Genomic DNA, 15,324 nt, shown 5'->3' on the forward strand with positions numbered 1-15,324 from the left:
CGGATTCACCTACTTATGAATGCGCACAGTCACGTTCATGCCCGGAACCAGGTCCAGCCCGCCATAGCTGTCAAGTTTGACTTTAACAGGAATGACCTGTGTTTCTTTCGTATAATTGCCTGAGCTTCTGTCTGTCGGCATAAGGGAGAACGTGCTGGCAGCCGCTTTTCCGATTGAATCGACGGTTCCTGTCAGTTTGGTGTTCGGATAGGCATCCACGTACACGTCAACGTCCTGGCCGGTTTTCACGTCATTAAGATCTGTTTCTTTTACTTCAGCAGTGACATACAAGTCGTCCAAATCATAGCTTTGTGCAAGTGTTGTACCGGCTGCCACATACGTATTCGCAACCGCGGAATTTTTCACGATCGTGCCGTCTGCCGGCGCTTTAATATCCATTTTCACCGTATTGGCGCCGTTTTGTACTTCAACGGTACCGACTTTATCCCCTTTGGTAAATGCCTTGCCTTCCTTACCGTCCCATGAAACGAGTTTGCCGGTTGCAGGAGAAGCGATGGTGACCGACTGGCCGTCAATATAGGCGTTATCGGTTGTGACATAGCTGACCGAGCGGTTGTAAAAATAATATCCGGTAAAACCGCCGCCAACGAGAATAACAAGAATAATAATATTGATCAAAATCATCCGTCTTGCGCTCATAAAAAGTTTACTCCTCCTCAGATGTTAAAATTTCCAGCATTTCGTTGTGGAGCCTTAACAGATTTTCCAACTCCGCTCCGTAACGTTCTGTAATCAGGTACATTTTTTGTTTCAGTACTGTATTGCCGCCCATAAACGCTTTGAGCCTGCTTTTCCCCTTTTCGGTCAGACAGAGGACAACGGCTCTCCGGTCATCCTTGGATGATACCCTGTTGACAAATTCCTGCTGGACAAGCCGGTCAACAATGCCGCTGACTGTGCTGTTCGTTAAATAGAGGCTTTCCGCCAGCTCATTTAATCGCATATTGGGATGAAGCGCGATGGCTTTTAGCGCAAACATTTGCATCGCGGTCAAGCCATGCTGTTCCGCCTCTTTTTCGGCCAAACGTAAAATGGCTTTATTCAGCCTGAAAAGCGATTTTAACAATTCATATGAACCGTTCTCCATGTATCCCCCTTCCTTTAACCCTTAAATGATTCTTTACGAAATAATTCGCATCCGAATTATTAACGCTATCTATCTTTGCATATCCAAAGTACAATTGTCAACTATATTACACTAAAACTTTTTTGGAAACGTTTTTATTTTGTGAAAAGAAAAAACCCCGGTTTTTTCGGGGTTTTGGCTGTTTATTTGCTTTCCAAAATGAGCGTAACCGGCCCGTCATTTGTCAGCCGGACATCCATCATCTCCCCGAATCTGCCGGTTTCGACATGGACACCCTTTTCTTCCAGCTTCTGATTAAACAGATGGTAAAGCTGTTCTGCCTGTCCGGGCTTTGCCGCCGCCATAAAATTCGGGCGCCGCCCTTTCCGGCAATCGCCGTACAAAGTAAACTGGGAAACCGACAAGATTTCCCCTCCGGTATCCAAAAGCGACAAATTCATTTTTCCCTGTTCATCTTCAAACACACGGAGATGGACGATTTTTTCGGCGAGATAGACTACATCTTTTTCGGTATCTTCGTGCGTTACGCCGACGAGGAGGACAAAGCCTTTTGTAATGCTTCCTGCCACTTCCCCGCCAACAGTGACGCACGCTTCCTTACTGCGCTGCAAAACAACCCGCATTTTTCTGACTCCTTTAACTCATGATCCTTCTGACTGAATAAATATCCGGAATATGTTTAATTCTTTCCACGACTCGGTGCAAATGGCTAATGTTCTGAATGGAAATTGACATGATAATCGTGGCCATTTTGTTGCGGTCACTGCGCCCGCTGACGGCCGAAATATTCGTTTTCGTTTCATTGACCACCTGCAGAACTTCATTGAGCAGGCCGCGGCGGTCGTATCCGGTAATCTCAATGTCGACATTATACTCTTTCCGGTCGGCCGCATCCGTCTCCCATTCGACCGGAATGAGCCGGCTTTGCGCCTCTTCGTTCTGCACGTTTGGACAGTCAGCGCGGTGGACGGAAACGCCTCTGCCTTTTGTGATAAAACCGACAATTTCATCACCCGGCACTGGATTGCAACATTTCGAAAGGCGGATCAGCAAATTGTCGACGCCCTTCACGGTTACGCCTGCATCCTTTTTCCGGTGCTTTGCGGCCGGTTTCTGCTCGGAGACAATCTCCTTAATCGCTTCTTCGGAGTCCCGCTGCTTCCGCCATTTTTCTGTCAGCCGGTTGGCGATTTGGCTTGCGGTAATCCCGTTGTACCCGACAGCAGCGTACATGTCGTCTTCATTGGCAAAATTAAATTTTTCGGCAACTCGTTTGATATTGTCGGCGGTCATCACTTCTTTTACGCCGAATTCCATCGCCCGGATTTCTTTTTCCACCATTTCGCGGCCTTTTTCAATATTTTCTTCTTTCCGCTGGCGTTTGAAAAACTGGCGGATTTTGTTTTTCGCCTGAGATGTCTGGGCAAGGTTCACCCAGTCGAGGCTCGGCCCGTATGAGTGTTTTGAAGTGAGAATTTCGACAATATCGCCAGTTTTTAACTGGTAATCGAGCGTCACCATTTTGCCGTTGACTTTCGCGCCGATTGTCTTGTTGCCGATTTCCGAGTGGATCCGGTAGGCAAAATCAATCGGGACGGACCCGGACGGCAGTTCAATGACGTCCCCCTTTGGCGTAAAGACAAACACCATATCGGAAAACAGGTCGATTTTCAGTGATTCCATGAATTCTTCCGCATTATTGGTGTCATTTTGAAATTCGAGAATTTCGCGGAACCATGACAATTTTTTCTCAAAAGACGTTTTCTCATTGACCGTTTTGCCTTCTTTATATGCCCAGTGTGCAGCAACCCCGTATTCGGCAATGCGGTGCATTTCAAACGTCCGGATCTGCACTTCAAGCGGTTCGCCTTTTGGCCCGATCACCGTCGTATGGAGCGACTGGTACATGTTCGGCTTTGGCATCGCAATATAGTCTTTAAACCGGCCCGGCATCGGTTTCCAGCATGTATGGATGACACCGAGCACGGCATAGCAGTCTTTGATGCTTTTGACAATAATCCTTACGGCAAGCAAGTCATAAATTTCGTTAAATTGCTTATGCTGCTGGACCATTTTCCGGTAAATCGAGTAAATATGCTTCGGTCTGCCAGAAATTTCCGATTTGATATGGATATCCGCAAGCCGTTCCTTCACTTCTTCAATGACATTTTGCAGGTACTGTTCACGCTCGGCGCGCTTCCGCTTCATCAAATTCACAATCCGGTAATATTGCTGGGGATTTAAATAACGGAGCGAGGTGTCCTCAAGCTCCCATTTGATGGCGGAAATGCCGAGGCGGTGGGCGAGCGGCGCAAAAATTTCGAGCGTTTCATTCGCGATCCGCCGCTGCTTTTCGGGGGGAAGATGTTTCAATGTACGCATATTGTGCAGCCGGTCCGCGAGTTTGATCAAAATGACGCGGATATCCTGCGCCATCGCGACAAACATTTTCCGGTGGTTTTCCGCCTGCTGCTCTTCATGCGATTTATACTTAATTTTCCCGAGTTTCGTCACCCCGTCAACAAGCATCGCCACTTCATCGTTAAATTCTTCACGAAGCTCGTCAAGTGTCACATCTGTATCTTCCACAACGTCATGCAGAAAACCTGCTGCAACCGTTGAAGGATCCATCTCCAAATCCGCCAGTATCCCGGCAACCTGAATCGGGTGAATGATATACGGCTCCCCCGATTTGCGCTTCTGGCCTTCATGCGCTTTACTGGCGAACGCACAGGCATGCCGCACCATTTCAACATGTTCGTCGTTTAAATATTGTTTTGTCCTCTCAATGACGTCCTCGGCGGTCATTATTCGGTCATTCGCCATAAAAAAATCACCTTTAAACTGGAATATATGAATTGATGATTGCAATATCATATTGACATTATTATCATGAAAAAAAAGAAGATTGTAAAGTAAATGACACAGAATGGAAGAAATTTGGCGAAAACAGCCGGTTTTTCCCAGTACGGACAAAACCGGCCCGTCATTTCATCCGGATGAAGGATAAATAAAGAAACCGACAATTTTGCCGATTTCCTTACAATTTATTCATTCTCGTATTCCATCAGGGTGAGGATATCATAGCCCTTCAGTTTATCGCGGCCGTGCAAATAATTCAATTCAATTAAAAAAGCAAGGCCGGCTACAACCCCGCCCAGTTCTTCAACGAGCCGGACGGTTGCTTCCATCGTGCCGCCTGTTGCCAAAAGATCGTCCGTAACCAAAACGCGCTGGCCCGGCCTGATCGCATCTTTATGGATCGTGAGCACCGCTTTTCCGTATTCGAGATCATATTCCGCACGGATCGTTTCCCGCGGCAGTTTGCCTTCTTTGCGGACCGGGGCAAAGCCGACGCCAAGTTCGTATGCGACCGGGCAGCCGATAATAAAGCCGCGCGCCTCAGGGCCGACCACGAGATCAATCTGTTTGTCTTTCGCATACTGGACGATCTGGTCCGTCGCATATTTAAACGCATCCCCGTTATTCATCAAAGGCGTCACATCCTTAAACATCACGCCTTTTTTAGGCCAGTCCGGGACGAGTGCAATATATTGTTTTAAATCCATTTTGCTGTTTCCTCCTCATACTGTACAGCAGGCTTGATCATTTGGTCAAACCACATCTTCAGCTCCTGGAAAGATGAGTACAGCAGGTCCTTTTCCATTTGATATTGTGCCAGTTTTTTTTGATACGTAAGAGATTCCTTTAAATCGCGTTTTTGTTTGGCTGCTTTCAGGGAAATAAATCCATCCTTTATTGTAACAAAATCAAGTTCAAAAAACACCTGCGAAATAAAATCGATGGTATTTCTCGACCAGCCGCGATAAGCCGCCAGCTCATCCCCGTGCTGCTTTAGGTTGAACGTTTTCCTTTTTGCAAGAAAAGCGTAAAACCATTTAAAATGTTCGCGTGTCGGGAACGTGCTGAAAAAGTGGTTCCCGGCATGGTAAAAATACGCATAAATCCTGGCCGGCGAACCGCCCTCAAGCAGTGCCGCCATCATCCGCGGGCCTTTCGGAAGATCCAGAAACACAATGTTTTTATTTGAAGGATCAAATGCCCTTGCCTCTTCCATTGTCGCAACCGACACAAGGCGGACGGAAAAATCCGGCAGCGGCAGGTTCCGCAATGTTTCTTTTTGGAAGACAACAAAAGCCTGGTCTTCTTCCGGGACGTACCGTGCCCATTGCTTTAAAGGCCTGTTGCCCCTGAAATCAAACAATTGCCAGTTTGTGATTTTGATATCCTTCACCATCATTTGCGGCTTACGGATATTGTTCCATTCGTTGATGGACAGCTCCCCGACAACCGATATGCAGGCAGAAGGGGAAATATGCGGGGCAAGATGCCCGAGCCCGAAGCCGATCCCATCGAGCGTTGTGCCGTTTTTAGAAAGCGTCAATTTCAAATGTTTCCCGTCTGCGCCGATCGCCCGGATTTGCGGGCATTCGGCCCCGTCCAGCAACAGAAGCGGCTTCGGATTCGCCGTGCCAAACGGCGAGAGCAATGCCATTTCGCGGATCGCTTCCATCCCCGCTTCTTCTATGGAAATTTCAGCGCTGATGTTCGTAACCGGCACAAACATCTCGTCCGGCAATGCCGCGGCCTGTTCGTTCAGCCGGCGCCGCAGTTCCTCCACATCGGATAAAGAAAGCGTCATCCCCGCCGCCATCGGATGCCCGCCAAAATGCGGCAAAATATCCCTGCATTTCGATAATTCGTTAAACATATGGAAGCCGTCAATGCTGCGCGCCGATCCTTTTGCCAGCCCTGTTTCCGGGTCAAAGCTGAGCACAATCGCAGGCCGGTAAAAGCGTTCTGTAAGGCGCGAGGCGGCAATGCCGATTACGCCGGCATTCCAGCCTTCTTTCCCGACAACAAGGACACGCGCCCCCTTTTCCACTTCTTCTTCCACCAGTTCGATTGCTTCATTTGTCATGTCGTTTACGATTTTTTGCCGTTCTTTATTGAGCCCGTCAATCGTTTCAGCGAGCATCCCGGCTTCTTCTGTGTCTTCGGTCATTAGCAGTTCCGCTGCCGGTGCCGCATGCTGCAGGCGCCCGGCTGCATTTAAGCGGGGGGCGAGCACAAAGCCGATGGTTTCTTCATTGATCTCTTCCTGGCGGATATCCGCACACCGGCACAGCGCCACAAGCCCCGCCCGCTTTGTCGTTCTCAACCGTTTGATGCCGTTTATGGCAATCAGCCGGTTTTCGTCCAGAAGCGGCACAAGATCCGCGACCGTCCCGATAGCGGCCAAATCTTCAAGCTGTTCCGGCACTTTGCCGTACAGCGCATGGGCGACTTTAAAAGCGACGCCTGCGCCCGACAGTTCCCGGAACGGGTATGTACTTTCCGGATGCTTCGGATGGACGATGGCAAAGGCTTCCGGCAATACCGGCCCAGGTTCGTGATGGTCCGTAATAATGAGCGTGATCCCGAGTTCGCGGGCCACTTCCGCTTCGTGGACAGCGGCAATACCGGTATCAACGGTAATGATTAGCTGAAAACCCTCTTCAGCCGCCCGGCGGAAAGCCGCTTCATTTGGCCCATACCCTTCTTTAAACCGGTCCGGGATATAAAATTCAGCATGGGCGCCAAGATCGTTTAAAGCGGCCATCATGATGGCAGTACTCGTTACGCCGTCCGCATCGTAATCGCCGAAGACGAGAACCGGTTCTTCTTTTTTAATCGCTTCGCGGATGCGGGCCGCTGCTTTTTCCATATCATGCAGCAAAAACGGATCATAATACGCTAGCCCTTCATGGAATAAAAAAGACCGCGCTTCTTCAACATCCGTTATGCCGCGGTTTACAAGCAATTTTGAAACAAGTGGCGAAACGTTCAATTGTTGCGAGATCGTTGCGGCTGCTTTTGGTTCCATTTCCGGCACCCGCCATCTTGTTCTTGACTGCAGCATATCTCCACCTCTTTCACAATACTTTATTATAACGTTTCGGCGGAAAACTGTCATTACAAAAAATGCAGGCATTTCGCCTGCATTTTTCTTATACTTGCGGTTCATCCGCGCGGGTACGCCGCGCTTTTTGAATGACGATGGCGCCATGTTTTTTCAGCTGCCGTTTTTTCAGTACAAACCAGATTTGTGCGGCAATGAAAATAGACGAGTATGTTCCGGTAATCAACCCGACAATCAGCGCGATCGAGAAATTGCGGATCGATTCACTGCCGAAAATGGCCAGGGCCACGGACGTCATCAGCACGGTCAAAACGGTATTGACCGACCGGGCCAGTGTCTGGCGGATCCCGGCGTTGACAATATCATGAATTTCCTTCGCGGTTTTAATTTTCCGCCGCCGGTTTAAATTGTCGCGGATCCGGTCGAATGTGACAATCGAGTCGTTGATGGAATAACCGACAATCGTCAGGACCGCCGCAATGAATGTGACATCGACCTCAAGCCTTGTGATGCTGAAAAAGGCGATCATGAAAAAGGCGTCATGGAAGAGTGCGACGATGGAGGCAACCCCCATTCTCCATTCAAACCGGAAGGCCACGTAAATAATGATGCAGACTGCCGCCAACAGCAAAGAATACACGGCGCTTAAGGCCAACTCTTTCCCGACTGTCGGCGAAACGGAGCTGATGCTCGGGCTCTTCCCGTATTTTTCTGTAAAATACTGGTTGATTTGCGTGCTCTTCTCTTTATCGCTGAACGAGCCTTTCACCCGGATCACGGCATGATGCCGGTTGGTCCCCTGCATCACAATATCTTCTGATTTCAAATGCAGATGGTCAAGGTCGCGCTGAATCTCCTGCTGGCTGAGTGCTTGATTTGAACTGACTTCAATGCGCGTCCCGCTCGAAAAATCAATGCTCAGATTCAATTTGAAAATAGACAGGAGAATAAACCCGCCAATGATCAGCACAGCTGAAATCGTAAAGAAAATGTTGCGGTGCTTGACAAAGTCGTACCAGTCAAATTTCGTTTTCAAATCATGCGTATCAATGTTTTCAGCAATATTGTGGATCGCCGATTTTTTCACGCCGAACCAGTGCGGCCGCTTTTTCAGGAAATTGCTGTTCACCCAGAGGCCGAGCAGCCATCTCGAGCCGTAAACCGCCGTCAGGAAGCTGAGCAGAATACTGATAATCAAAGTTGTTGCAAAGCCTCTGATCGAGCTTGTCCCGAAATAAAAGAGGATGACCGCCGCAAGAATCGTCGTTAAGTTGGAATCAAAAATGGCCACGAACGATGACTTGTTCCCTGCCCGGAATGCGGATTTCACGCTTTTTCCGACGCGCAGTTCCTCTTTAATCCGCTCGTAGGTAATAATATTGGCATCGACCGCCATCCCGACCCCGAGAACAAGCGCAGCAATCCCGGGAAGCGTCAGAACCGCGCCCATTAAACGGTAAATGAGCAAAATCAGGAAAATATAAACGGACAGCGTAATACATGCGATAAAACCAGGAAAACGGTAGTAGCCGATCATAAAGAGAAAAATGGCTGCAACGCCGATTATCCCGGCAAGAATCGTGTCATGCAGCGCTTCCTGCCCGAAAGATGCGCCGACAGAGGTCGAATAGATTTCGTGCAGCTTCACCGGAAGCGCTCCTGCATTCAAGAGGTCTGCAAGATTGGACGCTTCTTTTACCGTAAAGTTCCCGGTAATTTCAACCTGGTCTGTGTTTAAAACAGAATTCACACTCGGATTGGACAAAAATTTTGGATTCTTCTTCGCCACTTCTTTTTTATAGGAATCGCCTTTTTGAAAGTCCATCCAGATGACAAGCTGGTTATTCGGTGCCATCGCCAGAATTTTTTTCGTGACGTCGGCAAACTTTTTCCGGCTCTTTAACTGCAGGACAACATCCGGTTTGCCGTTCTGGTCAAATGACTGTTTCGCTTTTCCCTGCACAAGGTCTGTCCCGTCCATCATCACTTTGTCATTGACGTCACGGAATGTCAGATTGGCAGTTGTCGAAAGCATCTTTCTCGCTTCGTTCTGGTCTTTCACGCCGGCAAGCTGGACGCGGATCCGGTTATTGCCTTCGACCGAGATCTGCGGTTCGCTGACGCCAAGCGCATTGATCCGCCGGTCCAATGCGGCAGCCGTATCCGCAAGCGCGGCTTTATCGATCTTCTGCCCTTTTTTGGCCGGTTCCACTTTGTAAAGCACTTCAAACCCGCCCCGTAAATCAAGGCCAAGGTTAATTTTTTTGACAATTTTATCCGTCGTTCCCCCTATTAATCCCGCAAACAGCAGGACAATGAGAAAGAAGGCAACGATGCGGCTCCTTTTCACCATTATGTACAGCCTCCTAGCGAATCAAAACATATCACATGCCAAAAAATGCATGCGCCCGTGAATCATTTCTATTATGATGCAGGGCAAAAAGCGTGTCAATTTTTCTTATTATTCCGTATGCAGCCGGTTTTGCTTATTTGCCCGCTTATTCTTCCGTCTTGTCCCCGTTAAAAAGCGCATCCAGCTCCTTTTCGTCCAGCTCTGCAAACCAGTTTGGCGAACGGTAAGCTTCCACGGTTTTAAAACTCATCAAATCGCCGGGCTTAACCGATAAAACGTCGGAAACAAGCGCATACATACGGACATGCGCCGGATCCGGATTTTTCCACACTTTCCGGATTAAATATTCCCAGACATCCCTCGCTTCAATCGCGCCGTAGCCAAAGACGGCCAGTTCTTCCGCCTTGCTTTTTACGGCAGGTTCAAGTTTTTTATAGTATTTTTCATAAGGATGGCGGTCCTTCACACGCTCTGCCCCTTTCCTTAGGCATTGATGTATTCTTGTCCATTACCGTGCATATACATCATTGTATAGGAAAATTGCGGATTTGAGAAGGCAGGTTAACAGAATGTCCAAGTTTTTAAGGGGAACGATTATATTGCTCGCCGCAGGCTTTGTAACAAGGGTGCTTGGTTTTATCAACCGGATTGTCATTGCCCGGTCGCTCGGGGAAACGGGTGTCGGGCTCCATCAGATGGCTTTTCCGACCTTAATGCTCGTCATTACGGTAACCCAGCTCGGACTGCCGGTCGCGATCTCGAAATGTATTGCCGAAGCAGACGCCGTCGGGGACAGGGCGAAAATTAAAAAAATTCTTGTCATCTCCCTAACGGTTACCATTTCGCTATCGGCCATTTTTACGCCCGGGCTGATTTTACTCGCGCCGTATCTGGCTGATCATTTATTCACAGATCCGCGCGTCTATTACCCGCTTGCCGCCATCACGCCGATTATCCCGATTGTGGCGGTTTCCGCTGTATTGCGCGGCTATTTCCAGGGGAAGCAAAACATGAAGCCTTATGCCGTCTCGCAGGTCATCGAGCAAAGTGTGCGGATTATGCTGATCGCATTTTTTGCCAATTTGCTTCTGCCGTACGGGATTGAATATGCGGCAGCAGGGGTGATGTTTGCATCGATATTGGGAGAACTGTCATCCCTTCTTTATATGTTTACGATGTTTAAACTGAAAAAGCAGATTCGCGTCCGCAAACATTTTTTCAAAGCCGTAAAATCGGGGAAAGACACGTTTTACGAACTGATGCGCGTGGCGGTTCCGACCGTCTGGAGCCGGCTGATCGGCAATCTCTCCTGGTTCCTCGAGCCGATTGTCGTCTCCCACTGCCTTGCTCTTGCCGGTGTCGCTTCACATCTTGCGACAAAACAGTACGGTTCTTTAACCGGCTTTGCGATGCCGTTGTTGATGCTCCCGTCTTTTGTCACGGTTTCCTTGTCAACCGCCCTTGTGCCCGCGATCAGCGAAGCAAATTCCCGGAAAAATGCCAGACTTGTTGAACACAGGCTCCAGCAGGCATTGCGTTTTTCCCTTTTAACTGGCGGCATCTCGGTTGTCATCCTGTATGTCTTTGCAGAACCGCTCATGCAGGCGATGTACGGGACGGCAAACGGGTCACAGTTTATCAAAATCATGGCGCCGTTTTTTATTTTCCAGGCATGCCAGGCGCCGCTCCAGGCTGCACTGCAGGCAATGGATCTGGCAAAAGCGGCGATGATCAACAGCATCATCGGGGCTGTCGTGAAACTGGGCACCATTTTTGTCCTTGCTTCCCGCCCGGAGTTCGGGATCAACGGCGCCGCGATCGGCATCATGGCGGGAATGGTGCTTGTAACATTTCTTCATTTTGCAACCGTTTTGAAAAAAATCCAGTTTACCCTGTATGTCCATGACTGGGCCAAGCTTCTGGCCGTTTCGGTCGTTTCCGGCGCGGTCGGGCACTGGTGGTTCACCGGTATGATGGCACAAGACGCATCTTTCCTGCGGCTTTTAGCGGGCATTTGTTTGACCGTGGCCGTCTATACGCTGCTGCTTATAATGACAAAATTGATCCGCCGGTCCGATCTCATGTATATTCCGATCCTCAAAAAATGGTTATAAAAAAGCAATAGGCCCTGCATGTTCCGGCCGGGCTTATTGCACATCATCCAGATCAATATAAAACGCGCCATCCTGATAACTGCAAAACGAAATCCGGGCGATATCCCCGTACCCTCTTTTTTGCAGCTCGCTGCGCAGCCACGCTTCGGTTTTGTTGCTTTTCTTTAAATTGCTTTGCTGGATCTTCCCTCCGACAATGAGCGGTTCCGTATAGGATGCCGGTTTGTTTTTATTTTTGTTTTTTTTCACCACCGACAGCTGCCCGGAAGTTTCCAAAATCGCAAATTCCACATCCGCAATATTATCAATATCTTTTGAACGGAGCTGCATTAAAAGGTCGTCAAAATTGTAACGCTGCCTGCGCATTTCCTTTTCATCGATTTTTCCTTTATTGATGAGAATGCTCGGCTTGCCGTCAATCAGTTTGCGGATCCGGCTGCTGCGGAGCGAGAAAAGTGCCAGCGCGATTTGGATGCCGAGCAGGACAACCATTGGCAAAAGGGTATTTACAACGGGCTCACTGTGATTTTCAATGGCGACGACCGCCATTTCCCCGATCATGATGAACACAACAAGATCCAAAACGTTTAGTTCGCCAATCTCCCTTTTTCCCATTAACCGGAAAATAACAAGAATGGCAACATACATGAGCAGTGTCCGAAAAAAAATAATCAATAAATTTTCCAACGCCAATCCCCCCGTTCGGTCAAGGTCAAAATCATGTTTAGTATGCTCAGCCTGCGAAAAAACTTTCTAAAAATCTTTTGCCCGGTTCTTTTTGCTGTTTCCAGGCATATGCTTGTACTGAGGAAAAAGCTTGTCAAAGGGGGAGAATGAAAATCGGAGCGCAAAAATACAGTATCGGCCTTGTTTACGGGCTGGGCGTCATTTTTGTCCTGCTTGCCATATCAAGCCTCGTGATTTCACTGATTCTGCGGTTTTCGGATATGACGGAGCATGCTTTGCATACGGCGGTCACGATGATTTCTTTTTTCAGTTTATTTCTCGGGGGGCTCGTCGGCGGCGGAAAAGGAAAAAAGAAAGGGTGGCTCCTCGGCAGTTTGACGGGGATCCTCTACACAGCGATTGTTTTTCTCGTCCAGTACCTTGGTTATGATGAACTCTTTACGGTGAAACAAGCCATTTACCATGCTTGCTATATTGTTGTCGCCGCAATGGGGGGCATTTTAGGGGTCAACCTCTTCTCAGGAAGGTCACGGGAATCCTGAAAAAAAGCGCCGCATTACACGGCGCTTTTTTTATTTCGTTTCTCCGGCATTTTTTTCTGCCACTGTTTTGTCTGCTTTCTGGCTTTCGACTTTTGCTTTTTTCGCTGCAACGGATTCCGTTACTTCACGGATCGCCGAGCGGTCAAACGTCAGCCGCGTGCCATCGCCGCATCTTAAGACGACTTTATTTTCATCAATCGAATCCACAGTTGCATGCAAGCCGCCGATAGTGACAATTTTGTCCCCTTTCGCCAGATTGCTCTGCATCTGCTGGATGTTTTTCTGCCTTTTTTGCTGTGGCCTGATGAGCAGGAAATAAAACAGCACAAGCAGAATCACCAAAGGCAGTAACTGGGCCCACGCCATCTGAATCCTCCCTTCTTAAGTTGCTTGTATTAGAAATTTTTTGCATCCGGACGGTTAAATCCGTATTGCTCAAAAAATTCTTCCTTGAAATCAAGCAGCCGGTCTTCGCGGATCGCCTGCCTTACATTTTCCATTAATTTTAACAAAAAATATAAATTATGGTAAGTGGTCAGACGAATTCCGAAAGTTTCGCCACATTTAATCAAATGCCGGATGTAAGCGCGTGAGTAGTGCCGGCATGTATAACAGTCGCAATGCTCATCAAGCGGGCGGAAATCGCGGGCGTACTGTGCGTTTTTGACAACAAGACGGCCGGTTGATGTCATCACCGTGCCGTTCCTTGCAATCCGGGTTGGCAGCACGCAGTCGAACATGTCAATGCCGCGGATGGCGCCGTCAATCAAAGAATCGGGCGAACCGACCCCCATTAAATAACGCGGCTTGTCCGACGGAAGCAGCGGTGTTGTAAATGCGAGCATCCGGTTCATCACGTCCTTCGGCTCGCCGACGGACAGGCCGCCGATCGCATAGCCCGGGAAGCCGAGCGACACAAGGGCATTTGCGCTTTCAAGCCGCAAATCTTCATACGCGCCACCCTGTACGATCCCGAACAAGCCCTGCACACCGGGGCGCGCATGCGCACGGAGACAGCGTTCCGCCCAGCGCGCTGTCCTTTCCACCGACTGTTTCATATATTCATAAGAAGCAGGGTACGGCGGGCACTCATCGAATGCCATCATGATATCGGAACCGAGCGCATTCTGGATTTCCATTGATTTTTCCGGAGACAAAAACAGCTTGTCCCCGTTTAAATGGTTCCGGAAATGGACGCCTTCTTCCGTAATGTCCCGGATCTTGCTCAAGCTGAAGACCTGGAACCCGCCTGAATCGGTCAGGATCGCCTGGTCCCAGTTCATAAATTTGTGCAGCCCGCCTGCCTCTTTAACAATATCATGCCCGGGGCGCAGCCACAAATGATATGTATTGCTCAAAATGGTGCCGGCCCCCATTGTTTTCAATTCTTCCGGCGACATCGTCTTCACCGTGGCGAGCGTTCCGACCGGCATGAACATCGGGGTATCATAGGTGCCATGCGGCGTATGGAGTTTTCCGAGGCGGGCGCCTGTATGTTTTTCCGTTTTGATCAGTTCATAAGTAATGGCAGCCAAGTGATGCGCTCCTTCCACTATTTAATCAGCATCGCATCCCCGAAACTGAAGAAACGGTATTTTTCTTTTACCGCCGTCTCGTAGGCATGCAAAATATTTTCCCTCCCTGCCAATGCGCTTACCATCATAATAAGCGTCGACTTCGGCAGGTGGAAATTGGTGATCAGGGCATCAATTGCTTTATATTGATAACCCGGATAAATAAAAATATCCGTCCATCCGCTTGAGGCGGCAATTTTTCCACCATGGGCGCTTGCCACCGTTTCAAGTGTGCGGGTGGAGGTGGTGCCGACAGAGACCACACGGCCGCCGTTTTCTTTTACTTCCATAATCGTGCGGGCCGCTTCTTCTGATACCTGGTAAAATTCCGCATGCATATCATGGTTTTCAATATTTTCCTCATTGACGGGACGGAAGGTGCCAAGGCCGACATGGAGCGTAATATAGACTATTTTCACGCCCATTGCTTCAATTTTTTTCAATAACGCTTCCGTGAAATGGAGCCCGGCCGTCGGCGCAGCGGCAGAACCCGGTTCTTTTGCATACACGGTCTGGTAGCGGTCCTGGTCCTCGAGCTGTTCTTTAATATAGGGCGGCAGCGGCATTTTTCCGAGTTCATTCAGCACTTCGTAAAAAATCCCTTCGTACCGGAATTTCATTACCCGGCCGCCATGGTCCAGCTCCTCCGCACAAACGGCGGAAAGCTTTCCGTCGCCAAACCGGACAACCGTCCCTGTTTTCACACGTTTTGCCGGTTTGACAAGGGTTTCCCACCGGTCTCCTTCGAGCTGTTTTAAAAGCAGCACCTCAATTTTTGCGCCTGTTTCGTCTTTTATGCCGATCAGCCTTGCCGGCAATACTTTTGTATTGTTCAGGACAAGGCAGTCCCCCGGGCGCAGGTATTGCGTAATGTTTTTAAATACGCTGTGTTCAATTTCCCCTGTTTTTTTATCCAGCACCATCAGCCGGCTGTCCGAACGGTTTTTTAAAGGCGCTTGGGCAATCAGCTCTTCCGGCAGGTTATAATCAAATAAATCGAGTTTCATTGTTGCTTCCCCTTCG

The 15,324-nt window shown here is 48.9% G+C and carries 14 protein-coding genes; 2 read left to right on the forward strand and 12 right to left on the reverse strand.

Annotated elements, in window-relative coordinates; genetic code table 11:
• Positions 1–9: 9 nt before the first annotated feature.
• From NST70_RS09940 to NST70_RS09975, 8 genes are all read right to left on the reverse strand, one after another.
• Complete coding sequence (locus NST70_RS09940; RefSeq protein WP_014097896.1) at positions 10–660, reverse strand: HlyD family efflux transporter periplasmic adaptor subunit; 651 nt, start codon at positions 658–660, stop codon at positions 10–12.
• 7 nt (positions 661–667) lie between these two features.
• Positions 668–1,108 carry a MarR family transcriptional regulator gene (locus NST70_RS09945; RefSeq protein ID WP_035188223.1) on the reverse strand — a complete coding sequence of 147 codons (441 nt, stop codon included), beginning with the start codon at positions 1,106–1,108 and terminating at the stop codon, positions 668–670.
• A gap of 182 nt (positions 1,109–1,290) precedes the next feature.
• On the reverse strand, positions 1,291–1,731 hold the full coding sequence (gene dtd, locus NST70_RS09950) for a D-aminoacyl-tRNA deacylase (protein ID WP_035188226.1): 441 nt from the start codon (positions 1,729–1,731) through the stop codon (positions 1,291–1,293).
• Between the two features lie 13 nt (positions 1,732–1,744).
• The gene (locus NST70_RS09955; protein WP_341289131.1) at positions 1,745–3,934 is read right to left on the reverse strand and encodes a bifunctional (p)ppGpp synthetase/guanosine-3',5'-bis(diphosphate) 3'-pyrophosphohydrolase; all 2,190 of its coding nucleotides are present in this window, start codon (positions 3,932–3,934) and stop codon (positions 1,745–1,747) included.
• A 221-nt stretch (positions 3,935–4,155) separates the two neighbouring features.
• Positions 4,156–4,677: an adenine phosphoribosyltransferase gene (locus NST70_RS09960; RefSeq protein ID WP_014097892.1), complete on the reverse strand. Its 522-nt coding sequence runs from the start codon at positions 4,675–4,677 to the stop codon at positions 4,156–4,158.
• The gene (gene recJ, locus NST70_RS09965; RefSeq protein ID WP_035188232.1) at positions 4,668–7,031 is read right to left on the reverse strand and encodes a single-stranded-DNA-specific exonuclease RecJ; all 2,364 of its coding nucleotides are present in this window, start codon (positions 7,029–7,031) and stop codon (positions 4,668–4,670) included. The genes NST70_RS09960 and recJ overlap by 10 nt, the downstream gene beginning before the upstream one ends.
• 88 nt (positions 7,032–7,119) lie before the next feature.
• Positions 7,120–9,384 (reverse strand): protein translocase subunit SecDF, encoded by a 2,265-nt coding sequence (gene secDF / locus NST70_RS09970; RefSeq protein WP_035188234.1) that lies wholly within the window; start codon positions 9,382–9,384, stop codon positions 7,120–7,122.
• Positions 9,385–9,529: 145 nt separating this feature from the next.
• Entirely contained in the window at positions 9,530–9,850 is a 321-nt protein-coding gene (locus NST70_RS09975; protein ID WP_017551048.1) for a post-transcriptional regulator, read from the reverse strand.
• Between the two features lie 103 nt (positions 9,851–9,953).
• Here NST70_RS09975 and spoVB point away from each other — a divergent pair, with 103 nt between their 5' ends.
• Complete coding sequence (gene spoVB, locus NST70_RS09980) at positions 9,954–11,498, forward strand: stage V sporulation protein B (RefSeq protein ID WP_017551049.1); 1,545 nt, start codon at positions 9,954–9,956, stop codon at positions 11,496–11,498.
• A gap of 33 nt (positions 11,499–11,531) precedes the next feature.
• Here spoVB and NST70_RS09985 read toward each other — a convergent pair whose 3' ends face one another.
• Positions 11,532–12,185 (reverse strand): DUF421 domain-containing protein, encoded by a 654-nt coding sequence (locus NST70_RS09985; RefSeq protein WP_014097886.1) that lies wholly within the window; start codon positions 12,183–12,185, stop codon positions 11,532–11,534.
• A gap of 146 nt (positions 12,186–12,331) precedes the next feature.
• On the opposite strand from NST70_RS09985, the gene NST70_RS09990 reads away from it, so the two are divergent.
• Positions 12,332–12,727, forward strand: a complete 396-nt coding sequence (locus NST70_RS09990) for a TIGR04086 family membrane protein (RefSeq protein ID WP_014097885.1) — start codon at positions 12,332–12,334, stop codon at positions 12,725–12,727.
• A 30-nt stretch (positions 12,728–12,757) separates the two neighbouring features.
• Here NST70_RS09990 and yajC read toward each other — a convergent pair whose 3' ends face one another.
• From yajC to queA, 3 genes are read right to left on the reverse strand one after another with little or no spacing between them, the layout of a single operon-like run.
• Positions 12,758–13,093, reverse strand: a complete 336-nt coding sequence (yajC, locus tag NST70_RS09995; protein ID WP_342474947.1) for a preprotein translocase subunit YajC — start codon at positions 13,091–13,093, stop codon at positions 12,758–12,760.
• A gap of 29 nt (positions 13,094–13,122) precedes the next feature.
• Positions 13,123–14,262, reverse strand: a complete 1,140-nt coding sequence (gene tgt / locus NST70_RS10000; RefSeq protein ID WP_013859788.1) for a tRNA guanosine(34) transglycosylase Tgt — start codon at positions 14,260–14,262, stop codon at positions 13,123–13,125.
• A gap of 17 nt (positions 14,263–14,279) precedes the next feature.
• Positions 14,280–15,308, reverse strand: coding sequence for a tRNA preQ1(34) S-adenosylmethionine ribosyltransferase-isomerase QueA (gene queA / locus NST70_RS10005; RefSeq protein ID WP_342474949.1), 1,029 nt, complete (start codon positions 15,306–15,308; stop codon positions 14,280–14,282).
• Between the last annotated feature and the right edge of the window lie 16 nt (positions 15,309–15,324).

The organism is Weizmannia sp. FSL K6-0777 (assembly GCF_038593185.1).
Lineage (GTDB): Bacteria > Bacillota > Bacilli > Bacillales > Bacillaceae_C > Weizmannia > Weizmannia faecalis.

Bases quoted from the DNA above. Each gene is read 5' to 3' on its own strand.
- NST70_RS09940 (WP_014097896.1), bottom strand. From the start codon at position 660: ATGAGCGCAAGACGGATGATTTTGATCAATATTATTATTCTTGTTATT.
- NST70_RS09945 (WP_035188223.1), bottom strand. From the start codon at position 1,108: ATGGAGAACGGTTCATATGAATTGTTAAAATCGCTTTTCAGGCTGAAT.
- dtd (WP_035188226.1), bottom strand. From the start codon at position 1,731: ATGCGGGTTGTTTTGCAGCGCAGTAAGGAAGCGTGCGTCACTGTTGGC.
- NST70_RS09955 (WP_341289131.1), bottom strand. From the start codon at position 3,934: ATGGCGAATGACCGAATAATGACCGCCGAGGACGTCATTGAGAGGACA.
- NST70_RS09960 (WP_014097892.1), bottom strand. From the start codon at position 4,677: ATGGATTTAAAACAATATATTGCACTCGTCCCGGACTGGCCTAAAAAA.
- recJ (WP_035188232.1), bottom strand. From the start codon at position 7,031: ATGCTGCAGTCAAGAACAAGATGGCGGGTGCCGGAAATGGAACCAAAA.
- secDF (WP_035188234.1), bottom strand. From the start codon at position 9,384: ATGGTGAAAAGGAGCCGCATCGTTGCCTTCTTTCTCATTGTCCTGCTG.
- spoVB (WP_017551049.1), top strand. From the start codon at position 9,954: ATGTCCAAGTTTTTAAGGGGAACGATTATATTGCTCGCCGCAGGCTTT.
- NST70_RS09990 (WP_014097885.1), top strand. From the start codon at position 12,332: ATGAAAATCGGAGCGCAAAAATACAGTATCGGCCTTGTTTACGGGCTG.
- yajC (WP_342474947.1), bottom strand. From the start codon at position 13,093: ATGGCGTGGGCCCAGTTACTGCCTTTGGTGATTCTGCTTGTGCTGTTT.
- queA (WP_342474949.1), bottom strand. From the start codon at position 15,308: ATGAAACTCGATTTATTTGATTATAACCTGCCGGAAGAGCTGATTGCC.